The organism is Streptomyces sp. V2I9, from assembly GCF_030817475.1.
In the GTDB taxonomy this organism is placed as follows: Bacteria; Actinomycetota; Actinomycetes; order Streptomycetales; family Streptomycetaceae; genus Streptomyces.
The window spans coordinates 6,594,305-6,607,984 of record NZ_JAUSZJ010000002.1; the positions used below are offsets into that span (position 1 = coordinate 6,594,305).

Sequence of the window (13,680 nt, forward strand, 5' to 3'; positions counted from 1 at the left end):
GGCTCCGTACAGGTGGGTGACGCCTGGAGGGACAAACAGTTCGATTCTAGGCGTCGGTGCCGGTGGCGGCCGTGCGGGGGCGAGCCGCGACCGGCGCTCGGCCGCCGGGTCCTGCCTCTACCGGACCTCGGCGCGAGGACGCGGGGCCGGCCCCGCGGAGCGGTCCCGCAAGCGGGCGATCCGGGCGAGTCCGCGCAGCGAGGCCACCAGGGCCTCGCGGTCGTACGTACTGGTGGTGACGAGCACTTCGTCCGCCCCCGTCACCTCGATCGCCCGCTCCAGCTGCGCGGCCACCTGCTCCTCGGTGCCGTGGATGTGCCCGTGGAGCCCCCGCTCGTACAGCGCCCGCTCCTTGGCCGTCATGGTGAGGGCCTCGACCCGCTCGGCCGGTGCCAGCGGTGGGAACTCCCCGTGCGTACGGGAGTACGCCATGGCCCACGCCTCCGGTACGAGCAGGCGGCGGGCCGCTTCCTCGGTGTCCGCGACCGCCACCGTGCCGGCGACGATCACCTCGGGCCGCTCGGCGCGGGCGGAGGGGCGGAAGTCGCGGCGGTAGACCTCGATGGCCCGCAGCACCTTGTCGCGGCCGCGCAGGTCGCCGATGACGAGGGGCAGCCCGGCCGCCGCGGCGACCGACGCCCCCTCCCCGACCGCCAGGACGTACGCGGGGATGTCCAGCCCCTCCGCGGGGCGGGCGTGCACCCGTGGGTGGGCCTGCTGGGTCCCGTCGATCCAGCCGAGCAGTTCGGACAGGTGTCCGGGGAAGTCCTCGGCGTCCTCCTTGCCGCGGGCGAGCGCCCGGCGGACTCCGTCGGTGAACCCCACCGAGCGGCCGAGCCCCATGTCGATCCGGCCGGGAAAGAGGGAGGCGAGCACCCCGAACTGCTCGGCCACGACCAGCGGCCGGTGGTTGGGCAGCATCACCCCACCGGTGCCGACCCGGATGGCGGAGGTCGCGGCGGCGACGGCGGCGGCCAGCACGGTCGGCGCCGAGCCCGCGACCCCCGGTACGCCGTGGTGCTCGGAGACCCAGAAGCGGTGGAAGCCGAGCGCCTCCGCCTCGCGGGCCAGGTCCACGGTGTCCCGCAGTGCGCCGGCGGTGGAGTGCCCCTCACGCGTACGGGAACGGTCCAGGACGGAGAAACGGGTCGAGGCGATCGGTGTGCTCACACCTTCTTCAACACCGCCACCCGCCCGGGATTCCCGCCCGTCGCGCGGTGGACCGGAGTGATGCCTCCGGCCGGCGGGCTTCCTAAGGTGGGGGAGTGGACAACGACGCGCGGCCGCTGGCCGTATTCGATCTGGACGGCACGCTCGCGGACACCGCCCACCGGCAGCACTTCCTGGAGGGGCCCCGGCGCGACTGGGCCGGGTTCTTCGCCGCGGCCCCGGACGACCCGCCCCTCCCGGAGGGTGTGCGGATGGTGCTCGCGAGCGCCGAGGAGTGCGCGATCGTCTATCTGACCGGACGCCCCGAGCGGTGCCGACGCGACACCGTGCGCTGGCTGGGCCGGCACGGACTGCCCGAGGGTGAGCTGTTCATGCGGCGCAACGACGACCGCCGCCCCGCGCGCCGGACGAAGCTGGACGTCCTGAAACGGTTGGGGCGGTCGGGCCGGGTGCGCGTGCTCGTGGACGACGACGAACTCGTCTGCGACGCGGCCGAGGTGGCTGGATTCGCCGTGGTACGGGCCCGGTGGGCCGATCCCTCGGCCGCGTTGAAGGATGCCCAGGAACGGGAAGGCCGTACCTGAGCAGGTGATTTCGCGGCGTGATCAGGAGTTCTCGTCGAGCCGGAAGCCCACCTTCAGCCCGACCTGATAGTGCGCGATTCGGCCATCCTCGATATGCCCCCGCACTTGGTTGATTTCGAACCAATCGAGATTGTGCAACGTTTCCGCGGCTCTTGCGACGCCGTTCCGGATCGCCTCGTCGATGCCCTCCTGGGAGGTTCCTACGATCTCGGTGACGCGATAGGTGTGGTTCGCCATGTTTTGTCTCCTCTCCTGTGGCCACGTTGCATCAATGCGTGGTCTCCCGCGAGGCCGGGATCGGATGGATCGGGGCGAATGCGCGCCTTGACCTCCGGAATGGTCCATACCAAAATTCGGCCAACCACCCGTGCGAGCGACGCCCGCAATCCCCCACACCGGGTCCTGATTCCGTAGTGCCGTTTCGCAGAAGGTGACCACGTGAAGAACCGCATACTGGCCGGCGCCATCGCGCTTGTCTCATCCGTCGCGCTCGGCGGATGCGGCTATATATCGGACTCGGGCAGCGGCGACCGCACGGTGACGGTCTGGCTGATGAAGGACAGCGTCTCGCCCGGCTTCCTGGACAAGTTCACCCGCTCGTACGAGGAGGAGAATCCCTCGGTCGAGCTGGAGTTCAAGATCCAGGAGTGGAGCGGCATCGGACCCAAGGTCATCTCCGCCCTGGAGGGCGACGACGCCCCCGACGTGATCGAGGTCGGGAACACCCAGGTCGCCCAGTACGCGGAGAGCGGCGGCCTGCGCGACCTGACCCTCGAGTCGATGCGCGACCTCGGCAGCGAGGACTGGCTGCCCGGCCTCGCCCAGCCCGGCAGCATCAACGGCGTGCAGTACGGCATCCCCTGGTACGCGGCCAACCGGGTGGTGATCTACAACAAGGACATCTTCGAGAGGGCGGGCATCGACTCCGTGCCGAAGACGCGCGCCGAGTGGATCGCCGACACCGAGAAGCTCAACAGCGCAGGCAGCCAGGGAATCTACCTGGCCGGCCAGAACTGGTACGTGCTCGCCGGGTTCATCTGGGACGAGGGCGGCGAACTCGCCGACGAGAACGGCGGCGACTGGCAGGGAGCCCTGGACACCCCCGAGGCCCTGGCCGGCATGGAGTTCTACCAGAAGCTCCAGGCGCTCGGCGACGGGCCGACCGACGCCGACGAGGAGAAGCCCCCGCAGACCGACGTGTTCGCGCGGGGAGATGTCGCCCAGATCATCTCGGTGCCGGGCAGCGCCGCGCTCATCGAGCAGAAGAATCCCGAGCTCAAGGGAAAGCTGGGCTACTTCCCCATTCCCGGCAAGACCGCCAAGGCTCCCGGCTCGGTGTTCACCGGCGGGTCCGACCTCATCGTCCCGAAGAACGCCGACGAACGCAGCGCGGGCATCGCCGTCGTCAAGGCGCTGGCGAGCGAGAAGTGGCAGACCGAGCTGGCCCGGAGCATGAGCTACGTGCCCAACAAGCCCAGCCTCGCCCACGTCATCGAGGGCGACGAGGGCACCGCGGCGATGGCCGAAGGCGCCACCCGTGGCCGTGCCACCCCGAACTCGTCCCAGTGGGCGAGGGTCGAGGCGGAGAACCCGATCAAGCCCTACATGACGGCCGTGCTCGAGGGCGGCGACCCGGCCCGCGAGGCCAAGGCCGCATCGGAACGCATCACCGCCCTGCTCACCGGCAGCGGCTGACCCGTCGCAACCGGCGGGCGCACCGGGCCCGGCCGCCGCACCACGCACGGTTGTCGCATCGAGTCCGGCCGATCCATGACGCACGATCGCCCCGTCGTGCACGGCGGCCGCGGGGGAGACGGAGTTCCGGAGGCGCGTGACCCCGCCGGGCTCGCGTTTCCCCGGCCCGCGTTCCCATGATTCAGCCTTCGCACATCCCCGCTCCCCGCGGCGGTCACGTCGAATCCAGCCGGTGACGGAAGAAGTGAGGGGCCGGTACGTCGCTACCCGCGGCCTCCGGCCCCTGACCGCTTCCACCACCGGAGACCGCCATGACCGTGCTGCCCGTCGCCCCGAGCCCGGCTCCCTCCAGCGTCCCCGCCCCTGCCTCCGCCCAGGCCCCCGCTCCCGACCGCTCCCTCGCCCCCGAACCCTCCTACCGGGTCGCCCTCGCCACCGGCCAGGAGGACGTACGCGCGGCCCAGCGCCTGCGCCACCTCGTCTTCGCCGGAGAGCTCGGCGCCCGGCTGGAGGGCCCCGAACCCGGCCTGGACAGCGACGCGTTCGACGCCTACTGCGACCACCTCCTGGTCCGGGAGACCGCCACCGGGGAGGTCGTGGCCACCTACCGGCTGCTGCCTCCGGACCGGGCCCGGATCGCCGGCCGCCTCTACGCGGAGGGTGAGTTCGACCTGACCCGGCTGGCCCCGATCCGCGACGACCTCGTCGAGGTCGGCCGCTCCTGCGTCCACCCCGCACACCGGGACGGCGCGGTCATCGCCCTGATCTGGGCCGGACTCGCCCGCTACATGGAGCGCACCGGCCACACCTGGCTCGCGGGCTGCTGCTCCCTGCCGCTGGCCGACGGCGGCGCGTCGGCCGCCCGCGCCTGGAACACCGTACGCGCGTCCCACCTCGCGCCCCCGGAGCACTGGGTCACCCCGCACCGCCTGTGGGACTCCTCCGCGCACGGTACGGAGACCGGCTCCCGGACCGCCCTCCCGCCCTTGCTGCGCGGCTACCTGCGGCTCGGCGCCCAGGTCTGCGGAGCCCCCGCGTACGACCCCGACTTCAACGTCGCCGACCTCTACGTGCTGCTCTCGATGCGCCGCACCGACCCGCGCTACCTGCGCCACTTCCTCTCGCTGGCCCCGCTGCGATGAGCGTCTGGCTGCCCGTCGCCCCGTGCACCCCGGAACACTGCGCCCGCCATGACGGCGCCGTCCGCGCCCCGCTGCCCGCCGCCCTCCGTCTGCTGTCCGGATGCGGGCTCGTCCTACTCGGGGTGGCCTGCTTCCCCCTGGTCCGGCTGCTCGCGGCCGGTACGCGCGGCCGGCTCACCCGGCGCTGGGCGCGCGCCGTCCCCCGCGCGTTCGGCGTACGCGTCACGGTCCGGCACCACGCGCCGGGCCCGGTCACGGGCGGCGAACTCGTCGTCGCCAACCACATCTCCTGGCTCGACGTCCCGCTGGTCGCCTCCGTGCTGCCCGGCCGGATGGTCGCCAAGAGCGAGGTCCGGCGCTGGCCCCTGCTCGGCCCGCTCGCCGCGCTCGGCGGCACCCTGTTCATCGACCGTGACCGGCTGCGCGCCCTGCCCGGCGCCGTACGGGACATCGCCACCGCCCTGCGCTCCGGCTCGCGGGTCGTGGTCTTCCCCGAGGGGAGCACCTGGTGCGGCCGGGGCGGCGGCCCGTTCCGGCCCGCCGTGTTCCAGGCGGCGATCGACGCCGACGCCACGGTCCGGCCCGTCCGCATCGCCTACCGCACCGGGCCGGACGCCTCAGGACCGGCTGCCGGGGCCGTCGCGTTCGTCGGGGCCGATCCGCTCCCCGCCTCCCTCTGGCGGGTGGTGCGGGCGGCCGGACTCACCGCCCGCCTGGACGTCCTCGCGCCGATCTCCGCGAGCCGGGAGGCGGACCGGCGCGCCCTGGCCCACCGAGTGCGGGCGGCCGTCCCCGAACCCGGCGGCCCCTTCGGGGGAGGTCCGGCGGATCGGGGCCCGACACCCCCCGGCCCCCTCAGACCGCCGTGGCCAGCGACAGGGCGAACCGGCCGGCCGCATCCGTCCACCACCGAGCCGCCCGCATACCGGCTGCTTCCAGCTCCGCGCGGACGTCCTCCTGCCGGAACTTCGCCGACACCTCCGTACGCAGTTCCTCACCGGCCTCGAACGGCACCACGAGGTCCAGCTCCCGGATCTTGACGTTCAGCGCGCGCCGGGCCCGCAGCCGCATCTCGATCCACCGGTCCTCCGGATTCCACACCGCGCGGTGATCGAAGTCGGCGAGCGGGAAATCAGCCCCCAACTCGCGGTTGACGACGGTCAGCACGTTCTTGTTGAACGCCGCCGTCACCCCGGCCGCGTCGTCGTACGCGGCCACCAGCGTCTCCTCGTCCTTCACCAGGTCCGTACCGAGGAGCAGCGCGTCGCCGGGGGAGAGCAGGGCGCGCACCGACCGCAGGAACGCCGCCCGCTCCTCCGGCAGCAGATTGCCGATCGTGCCGCCCAGGAAGACCACCAGCCGGGGCCCCGGCGTGCCCGGCAGGGCCAGGCCGCCCGTGAAGTCGGCGATCAACGCGTGGACCGACAGCTCGGGACGCTCGGCGAGCAGCGACTCCGCCGCCCCCGTCAGCGCGCTCTCGCTCACGTCCACCGGTACGTAGCTGTGCAGTTCGGGGAGCGCGTCCAGCAGATGACGGGTCTTCTCCGAGGACCCCGAGCCCAGCTCGATCACGGTCCGGGCCCCCGAAGCCGCGGCGATCTCCCCGGCGCGGGTCTCCAGGATCTCCCGCTCCGCGCGGGTCGGGTAGTACTCCGGCAACCGGGTGATCTCCTCGAACAGCTCGCTGCCGCGGGCGTCGTAGAACCACTTCGGCGGCAGTGACTTGGGGTGCCGGGTCAGGCCGGTGAGGACGTCGGCGCGCAGCGCCGCGCCCGTCGCGTCCTCCGGCAGGGTGCGGGTCAGCAGGAAAGGACTCACGCGGTGGGCTCCTTGAGCGGGGTGAGCAGGACGTCCGTGCGGGTCGCGACCAGCAGGGTGCGGTCGGGGACCTCGCGCCAGAGCGGGTCGTCGTCGTACGGCTCCGAGGCCACCGCGGTGCGGCGGCCCGGCGTCGTGCGGTACCAGAGGGTGTCGCCCCAGGCGGTCGCCGTGATCGTGGCGCCGTCGGTGACGAGGAGGTTGAGCCGGGAGCCGGGCGCAGCGGCCGCGACCTCGCGGACGGTCTCCGCGACGGCGTCCGGTACGTCGTCCCCGGCGTCGGTCCGGTGGCGGATCAGCGCCCATATCAGCGCCGAGTCGTTGCGGGCCGCCAGGGACAGGAGCCTCTCGGCGGGCAGGGCGGCAGCCGGACCGGCGAGCGATCCTGGCCAGCCCCTCACCGCCCCGTTGTGACTGAACAGCAGCCGCCCGGCGGCGTACGGCGCGGCCGCGGCCTCCCCGTCCGCGCCCGCCTCGGTGGCGTCCCGTACGGCGGCGAGCAGCGCGTGGCTGCGGACCACGCGGGCGAGATCGGTGAACGTCTCGTCGCCCCAGATGGGGCCCTGGCGGCGGTAGCGCCCCGGCACCGGGTCGCCGTCCGCGTACCAGCCCACGCCGAAACCGTCCGCGTTGACCGTGCCGTGGCGTTGCAGGCGCGGCTCCCAGGACTGCCGCACCAACGCGTGCTCGGGCAGCGAAAGAACCTCGCCGAGCGTGACCGGCTCGCCCACATAGGCGATGTGACGGCACATCAGGCAACCCGCGCGGTGCGGAAGCCGGAGAAGATCTGGCGGCGTACGGGAAGGTCCCAGTTGCGGAAGGTGCCCCGGCACGCGACCCGGTCCACGGCGAAGGAGCCACCGCGCAGCACCTTGTGTCCGGGCCCGAAGAACACTTCCGAGTACTCGCGGTAGGGGAACGCCACGAACCCCGGATAGGGGAGGAAGTCGCTGGAGGTCCACTCCCACACGTCACCGATCAACTGCCCCGCCCCCGAGGGCGAGCGGCCCTGCGGGTACGCCCCCGACCGTGCCGGACGCAGATGGCGCTGTCCCAGATTCGCGTGCTCCGGCGTCGGGTCCTCGTCGCCCCACGGATAGCGCCGGGACCGGCCGGAGACCGGATCGTGCCGGGCGGCCTTCTCCCACTCGCTCTCCGTGGGCAGCCGCCGCCCCGCCCAGCGGGCGTACGCGTCGGCCTCGTACCAGCTGACGTGCAGCACGGGCTCGTCGTCCGGCACCGGCTCCGTCACCCCGAACCGTCGGCGCAGCCACCGACCCGCCTCGCGCCGCCAGAACAGCGGTGCTTCCAGGTCGTGTTCGCGGACCATGGCCCAGCCCTCGGCGGCCCACCAGCGCTCGTCCCGGTATCCGCCGTCCTCGATGAAGCGGAGGTACGCGCCACAGGTGACCGGCGAGGTGTCCAGATGGAAGGCCGCCACCTCACGCACGTGCGCGGGGCGTTCGTTGTCCAGGGCCCACGGTTCGGCGGAGGTCCCCATGGTGAACGGGCCGCCGGGGATCAGGACTTCGTCGGGCAGCTGTTCGGCGCCGACGGGATCCGGCGGCGGGGGAGCGGTCAGCGCGACCGGCCCCGAACGCAGCTGATGAGTGATCAGCATGGTTTCGTCGTGCTGCTGTTCGTGCTGGGCGATCATCCCGAAGGCGAACCCGGCCCGTTCCAGCGGGCGGCCCCCCTCGTGGAGCGGCGCCGCCTCCAGCAGGTCCAGCGCCCGGCCCCGTACGTCCGAGGCGTACGTCCGGGCCTCGGCGGGGGCCAGCAGCGGCAGGGAGGGGCGCGAGGCGCGCGCGTGCTCGAAAGCGTTGTACAGGCCGTCGATCTCCGGGCGCAGCGCCTCTCGGCCGCCCACCGCGCGCAGCAGCCACTGCTCCTCCTGGTTGCCGATGTGCGCCAGGTCCCAGACCAGTGGGGACATCAACGGGGAGTGCTGGGCGGTCAGTTCACTGTCGTCAACGCTGTCGGTGAGCAGGGCGGTGCGCTCCCGCGCCGTCACCAGCGCGTCGAGGGCGCGCCGTCTCAGGGCTTCCGGATCGATGCCCGGCGCGACGGCGAAACCCGCGGATGCGGCGGCGCGGGCCGGGTCGTAACCGTCGGAACGCTCACGGCGTCCGGTGGCCGTACGGCTCTCGGAGTCCTCGCGGTGCTCGGTCATGCGGAGGCCGCCTTTCCGGGGTGCGGCGGGACCTGTGCGTTCAGCAGGGCCGGCTCGGTCAGCAGGGCCGGGTCGGTGAGGGCGCCGGGCTCGGGCAGATCGTCGGCCGGACATCGGCCCCGCGCGACATAGCGGTCGGTGAAGGCGGCCACCGTGCCGAGCACGGCGTCGCTCGCGCCCATCCGCTCCAGCGCCGGCAGCGCCGCCCCGAAGCAGGCGGTGGCCGCAGCCCGCAACTCCGGGTCGGCGAGGCCCTCGCGGGCGGCCGTCGTCCAGAGCGGATTGCGCGGGGCGGCAGCCGAGCCCGCCGTCTCCGCCAGCGGTTTCACGGTGCGGTACACGGCCTCGGCGGCCTCCGGGTCGTCGAACAGAGCGGTGGCGACCGCGAGCGGCACCAGCCACCCGTCGGGCCCGCGCTGGGCGTCGATCATGCGCAGTTCGAGATGGCCACGCGGCCGGACCGGAGGGAACAGCGTGGTGAGGTGGTAGTCGAGATCGGCCCGCGTCGGAGGCCGGGGCGCCCCGGTGCGGATCCACCGGCGGAAGGTGAGCCCTTCGGGGACGTCCCACGGGCCGTCGTCGCGCCGGACGCAGAGCACGGTCGTGTCCAGGACATGCGCGGCCCACTCCTCGCGGGGCGTGCGGCCGGGGCGGGGCGCGAGGGTACGGCCCGGATCGAGATCGGCCCAGAGCGACTGCCGGGTGGAACGCCAGCCGGTGCGGCGGCCCCGTTGGTACGGCGAGTTCGCGAACGCCGCCACCAGCACCGCGCCCAGGAGGTGCACGAGCTGCCAGCGTCGCCCGTGACCCAGCGGCCCCGGCTCCTCCTCGCCCGCGTCCAGACAGACCTGGACCGAAGCGGAGGTGCACATCATCGCCCGGCCGGCCGGTCCCACGCGGTCCAGCGCGGCCTCCATCGCGTCGTAGCGGCGCTCCCGCAGCAGCCGGCGCGGTGGCCGCCACGGGTCCACGCCGAGGCCGACCGGTGCGAGCCCGGCCGCGCCGAGCGTGGCCCGGACCGCCGCCAGATCGGCCGCGGTGGTCCCGACGCATTCCATGAGCGAGCCGGCCGGCTGCGAACTGAGCTCCAGCTGCCCGCCCGGCTCGAACGTCAGCGCCGCGCTCAGCGGCAGCGCCCGTACCGCCGCGACGGCGCTGTCCAGCCGCTCCCGCCCGACCGGCAGCTCAGGACGCTCCCGGTCGTGGATGAGCCATTCGAGTTCCACCCCGACCGTCCGAGGGGGACCCGTCTTGAAACATATGCCGCGCAGTAAATCCTCGGCCCCGCTCTCGTCGAGGGGGGCGGCGTCCGGGCGCGAGCCGGTCGCGCCGGGATGGTCCACGGCCATCAGGGCCTCCTTCGCAGCTGCTTGCCTACCAGCGAAACCCGTACCCGGAGATCGCACAAGGGTGCCCCCGAGCCACGAGAATGCGGTTGCGCCGAGGCCGGGTACCCCCGGAGCATGCCCCGTATGCAGCACACGGGGGAGCGCACGTGAGCGCGCGACTGCGGGGCATCGCGCGCGGGACGGAAGCGGTCGTCGCGGCCGGACGGTATCGCAACGCGGCAGGTCAGGACGTGTCGATCGAGCGCGCCGTGGCCGCCGCCCTGTCCGGAACCAGGCTCTACGGCCCGGCCCCGGTGCCGGTCGCCGCCGTGGACACCGACCGCGTCCCGCGCTTCGAGGTCACCGGTGAGAGCAGCCTGGCCGCCGCCCGCCGGATGGCCGGTGAGGCCCCCGGCCGGATCGCCGTCCTCACCTTCGCCTCGGCCCGCAACCCCGGCGGCCGCTACCTCAACGGCGCGCAGGCCCAGGAAGAAGCCCTGTGCCGGGGCTCGGCCCTCCACGCGACCCTGCTGCGCGCCCCCGGGTTCTACGCGCACCACCGTGCCGAACGCAGCGCCTTCTACACCGACCGGGTGATCCACTCGCCGGCGGTGCCGGTCTTCCGCGACGACCGGGGCGACTTCCTGGACTCCCCGTACACCGTCGGGTTCCTCACCTCGCCCGCGCCCAACGCCGGGGTGATCCAGCGGCAGACACCCGAGGAGGCCCACCGCGTCCCGGCGGTCCTGGCCACCCGCGCCGAACGGGTGCTGGAGGTCGCGGCCGTACGCGGCTACCGCAGGCTCGTCCTGGGGGCCTGGGGCTGCGGAGTCTTCCGGAACGACCCGGCGCGGGTGGCGGAGGCCTTCCACGGGCTCCTCGGGGAGGGCGGCCGGTTCGGCGGCCACTTCGAGCAGATCGTCTTCGGCATCCTGGACCGCGACCCCGACTCGCCCGTCCGGGCCGCCTTCACCCGGCTCTTCGCCTGAATCGGAGAAGGGCGCCGGAATCGCGTGCCCGCGCCCGCGCCAGGCCGTTCCTGCCGTAGCCGTAGCCGTAGCCGTAGCCGTAGCCGTAGCCGTAGCCGTAGCCGTAGCCGTAGCCGTAGCCGTAGCCGTAGCCGTAGCCGTAGCCGTAGCCGTAGCCGTAGCCGTAGCCGGGATCGGCCGGCTCGTGCTCAGCTCCAGCCGTACCGTTCGCGCAGCCGTCCGGAGACCCGCTCGAAACGCTCCCGGTCCAGTGCGCACGCCTCCCGGCGCATCCCGGCCTCGTGGACCCGCAGGATCCGGTCCAGGTCGACCCAGGACGGCCGCCCCGAGCTGTCCCAGGGACCGGCGCCCAGCGCCACCCACTCGTGGTCCTCGTCGTGCTGCCTGCTGGAGAGCTGGACGGCGAGCAGTGTGCCCGTCTCCTCGCGGGCCACGACGAGCACCGGCCGGTCCTTCCCGCGCCCGTCGTTCTCCTCGTAGGGCACCCAGGTCCAGACGATCTCACCGGGGTCGGGATCGCCGTCGCGATCGGGGGCGTAGGACGTGCGCACGGAACCCACGTCGTCGGGATCGGCCTGCGCCGTGGCGGTCGGGCCGCTGCTTCCGGGCACGTCAAAGGGGTTGTCGGATCGGTAGGCGCTGTCGTGGAACGTCATCGCAACACCGTAGAACCCCGGCCGTCCGACTCCGGGAGGGGGGCGTCGGACCGGGCCGGCGGGGCGGCGTTCCGGCCACCGTGACCGGAGCTGCCGCACCCGGGCCGAAACCCGCTCCCACGGGTCTGGAAGACTGCCCCGAGCCATGAGCCAGTTACCCAAGCAGCCCACCGAAGTGTCCGTTCCGACCAGCGCCGATGTCGCGCGGCTCGCCGGAGTCTCCAGGGCCACCGTGTCGTACGTGCTGAACAACAACGCCACCGTCCGGATCAGCGATCCCACCCGACGCCGGGTCAGGGAGGCCGCCCTCCAGCTCGGTTACGTGCCGCACGCCGCGGCCCGCAGCCTGCGCGCCGGACACAGCCGCATGGTCCTGCTGCCCTCCGGTCAGATACCGGCGGGGCCACCGCACCAGTACTTCTTCGAGGAACTCCAGTCGGGGTTGCGCCGACTGGACTACACCGTCGTCCAGTACGGCAGCGTGGGCCTCACCGCCGACGAAGCGGCCACGGCCTGGGCCGAACTGCGGCCCGTCGCCGTCGTCGTACCGCCGGACATCGCCCTCACCCCGCACGGCACGGGCATCCTGACCCGTTCCGGAGCCAAGGCGGTGATCACCCTGGGCCCCGACCCGGTGGCGGGTGCGCACGGCCTGGTCATGGACCAACGCCGGGTCGGGAGCAGCGCGGTGGAACACCTGCTGGCCCGCGGCCGCCGCCACATCGGCGTGGTCATGCCCGAACAAGCGTGCCGGGAGAACTTCTCCCGGACCCGCCTCGCCGGTGCGCGCCGCGCCGCCGAAGCGGCGGGGGCCCGCGTATGCCCGCTCCCGCTGCGCTACGAGGAGGAGTCCGCACAGCGGCTGGCCGCCCGCTGGCCGGAGCTGGGGCTCGACGCGGTGTTCGCGTACAACGACGAGTACGCCATGCTGCTGATGCGGGCCCTCCAGGACGCGGGGGTGGCCGTGCCCGACGATACGGCGATGATCGGTGCGGACGACTCCCTCATCGGGAAGCTGCTGCGCCCCCGGCTGAGCACCGTCCGTATGGAGCTCGCCATGCCGCAGCCCCTGGCCGAGACGATCGACCGCATGGTCCAGGACCCCGGAGGGCCCCCGGTCCACCACGACCTGCTGCGCACCAGCGCCGTCCACCGGGAGTCCAGCTGACCGCCCGCGGTGCGACGACATGCGCCGCCCGGTGCGGATGTCTAGCGTCGGAGGCATGAGCCATCCGCAGAGTTACGAGCTGCTCCTGATCCCCGACCACAGCCGGACGCGGTCCGGGGCCCCCGGCCGGCCGATCCGGTCCGCGGTCGTCGCCGCCACCGGCGAGACCGGGGCTTCGGGGTACCCCCGGTACGCGGGCGGGGGCATGGAGGCGGACGTCGATCCGGCGACCCGCACGGTGGAGGCCGTGCTCATCGACGGCGAGGAGCTGGACTACGGCATGTCGGTCCAGGTCGCCGGAGCGGACGGCGAACGACCCGCCGCCCGCGAACGCTGACTCCGTGCGGCGGGCCCCGCCGCCCGCCGCACGGACCGACGGAGGCGGAGGCCGTGGGGCGCGCGCCGGGCGGCACCTGGACATGACGAAGGCCGCCAGGCGGCACCCGGACATCAACGAAGGCCCCGACCACGCACCGGGTCCACGGTGTCGTCCACCGTGCCCGTGGCGCCGGTCAGGGCCTCCGGGTTGCTCCGCGCGGGTCGGCTACGGGGTCTCCGGCTGCCCCTGGCCCGCCTCGGCCGCGCGCTTCTGCTCCTCGACGGACTTGCGGACCTCGTCCATGTCCAGGTTCCGAGCCTGTCCGATGACGTCCTCCAGAGCCGCCTCGGGCAGCGCGCCGGGCTGCGAGAACACCGCCACGTTGTCGCGGACGATCATCAGCGTCGGGATGGAGCGGATCTCGAACGCCGCCGCCAGCTCCTGCTGCGCCTCGGTGTCGACCTTGGCGAAGACCAGGTCCGGGTGGCGCTCGGACGCCGAGTCGTAGACCGGTGCGAACTGCCGGCAGGGGCCGCACCAGGAAGCCCAGAAGTCGATCAGGACGAAATCGTTGTCCGTGACGACCTGATCGAAGTTTTCCTTGGTGAGCTCGACGGTGCTCATGCGGGGTACCTCTT

General features: G+C 73.3%; 14 protein-coding genes and 1 pseudogene. 7 read left to right on the forward strand and 8 right to left on the reverse strand.

Annotated elements, in window-relative coordinates; all coding sequences use genetic code 11:
• Positions 1-117: 117 nt before the first annotated feature.
• The gene (locus QFZ71_RS28585) at positions 118-1,170 is read right to left on the reverse strand and encodes an MsnO8 family LLM class oxidoreductase (protein ID WP_307671038.1); all 1,053 of its coding nucleotides are present in this window, start codon (positions 1,168-1,170) and stop codon (positions 118-120) included.
• Between the two features lie 95 nt (positions 1,171-1,265).
• Between QFZ71_RS28585 and QFZ71_RS28590 the strand changes: the two genes are divergently transcribed.
• Positions 1,266-1,754 (forward strand): hypothetical protein, encoded by a 489-nt coding sequence (locus QFZ71_RS28590; protein WP_307671039.1) that lies wholly within the window; start codon positions 1,266-1,268, stop codon positions 1,752-1,754.
• A 21-nt stretch (positions 1,755-1,775) separates the two neighbouring features.
• Here the strand turns inward: QFZ71_RS28590 and QFZ71_RS28595 are convergent, their stop codons facing one another.
• Complete coding sequence (locus QFZ71_RS28595; protein WP_307671040.1) at positions 1,776-1,991, reverse strand: dodecin; 216 nt, start codon at positions 1,989-1,991, stop codon at positions 1,776-1,778.
• Between the two features lie 201 nt (positions 1,992-2,192).
• Here QFZ71_RS28595 and QFZ71_RS28600 point away from each other — a divergent pair, with 201 nt between their 5' ends.
• The 3 genes and pseudogenes from QFZ71_RS28600 to QFZ71_RS28610 all read left to right on the forward strand — a co-directional run.
• Positions 2,193-3,449 carry an extracellular solute-binding protein gene (locus QFZ71_RS28600; protein WP_307671041.1) on the forward strand — a complete coding sequence of 419 codons (1,257 nt, stop codon included), beginning with the start codon at positions 2,193-2,195 and terminating at the stop codon, positions 3,447-3,449.
• A 311-nt stretch (positions 3,450-3,760) separates the two neighbouring features.
• Positions 3,761-4,591, forward strand: coding sequence for a GNAT family N-acetyltransferase (locus QFZ71_RS28605; protein WP_307671042.1), 831 nt, complete (start codon positions 3,761-3,763; stop codon positions 4,589-4,591).
• Positions 4,588-5,501 (forward strand): annotated as a pseudogene (locus tag QFZ71_RS28610) (lysophospholipid acyltransferase family protein); the annotation flags it as partial. The gene QFZ71_RS28605 and the pseudogene QFZ71_RS28610, both read left to right, overlap by 4 nt.
• Here QFZ71_RS28610 and egtD read toward each other — a convergent pair.
• The 4 genes from egtD to egtA are packed head-to-tail and all read right to left on the reverse strand — an operon-like array spanning position 5,447 to position 9,931.
• Positions 5,447-6,409, reverse strand: coding sequence for an L-histidine N(alpha)-methyltransferase (gene egtD, locus QFZ71_RS28615; protein WP_307671043.1), 963 nt, complete (start codon positions 6,407-6,409; stop codon positions 5,447-5,449). The pseudogene QFZ71_RS28610 and the gene egtD sit on opposite strands and share 55 nt — an antisense overlap.
• On the reverse strand, positions 6,406-7,161 hold the full coding sequence (gene egtC, locus QFZ71_RS28620) for an ergothioneine biosynthesis protein EgtC (RefSeq protein ID WP_307671044.1): 756 nt from the start codon (positions 7,159-7,161) through the stop codon (positions 6,406-6,408). The genes egtD and egtC overlap by 4 nt, the downstream gene beginning before the upstream one ends.
• Positions 7,161-8,582: an ergothioneine biosynthesis protein EgtB gene (egtB, locus tag QFZ71_RS28625; RefSeq protein WP_307671045.1), complete on the reverse strand. Its 1,422-nt coding sequence runs from the start codon at positions 8,580-8,582 to the stop codon at positions 7,161-7,163. Before egtB ends, egtC begins: the two co-directional genes overlap by 1 nt.
• Positions 8,579-9,931 (reverse strand): ergothioneine biosynthesis glutamate--cysteine ligase EgtA, encoded by a 1,353-nt coding sequence (egtA, locus tag QFZ71_RS28630; protein WP_307671046.1) that lies wholly within the window; start codon positions 9,929-9,931, stop codon positions 8,579-8,581. The genes egtB and egtA overlap by 4 nt, the downstream gene beginning before the upstream one ends.
• Positions 9,932-10,077: 146 nt before the next feature.
• Between egtA and QFZ71_RS28635 the strand changes: the two genes are divergently transcribed.
• Complete coding sequence (locus tag QFZ71_RS28635) at positions 10,078-10,899, forward strand: TIGR02452 family protein (RefSeq protein ID WP_307671047.1); 822 nt, start codon at positions 10,078-10,080, stop codon at positions 10,897-10,899.
• A gap of 188 nt (positions 10,900-11,087) precedes the next feature.
• Here QFZ71_RS28635 and QFZ71_RS28640 read toward each other — a convergent pair whose 3' ends face one another.
• A complete protein-coding gene (locus tag QFZ71_RS28640) occupies positions 11,088-11,555 on the reverse strand; it encodes a type II toxin-antitoxin system PemK/MazF family toxin (protein WP_307671048.1) in 468 nt (155 codons plus the stop codon).
• A gap of 145 nt (positions 11,556-11,700) precedes the next feature.
• Between QFZ71_RS28640 and QFZ71_RS28645 the strand changes: the two genes are divergently transcribed.
• Both QFZ71_RS28645 and QFZ71_RS28650 read left to right on the forward strand, forming a co-directional pair.
• Positions 11,701-12,723, forward strand: coding sequence for a LacI family DNA-binding transcriptional regulator (locus QFZ71_RS28645; protein ID WP_307671049.1), 1,023 nt, complete (start codon positions 11,701-11,703; stop codon positions 12,721-12,723).
• A gap of 55 nt (positions 12,724-12,778) precedes the next feature.
• Positions 12,779-13,060, forward strand: a complete 282-nt coding sequence (locus QFZ71_RS28650) for a hypothetical protein (protein WP_307671050.1) — start codon at positions 12,779-12,781, stop codon at positions 13,058-13,060.
• A gap of 207 nt (positions 13,061-13,267) precedes the next feature.
• Here QFZ71_RS28650 and trxA read toward each other — a convergent pair whose 3' ends face one another.
• On the reverse strand, positions 13,268-13,666 hold the full coding sequence (gene trxA, locus QFZ71_RS28655; RefSeq protein WP_073770740.1) for a thioredoxin: 399 nt from the start codon (positions 13,664-13,666) through the stop codon (positions 13,268-13,270).
• Positions 13,667-13,680: the final 14 nt, after the last annotated feature.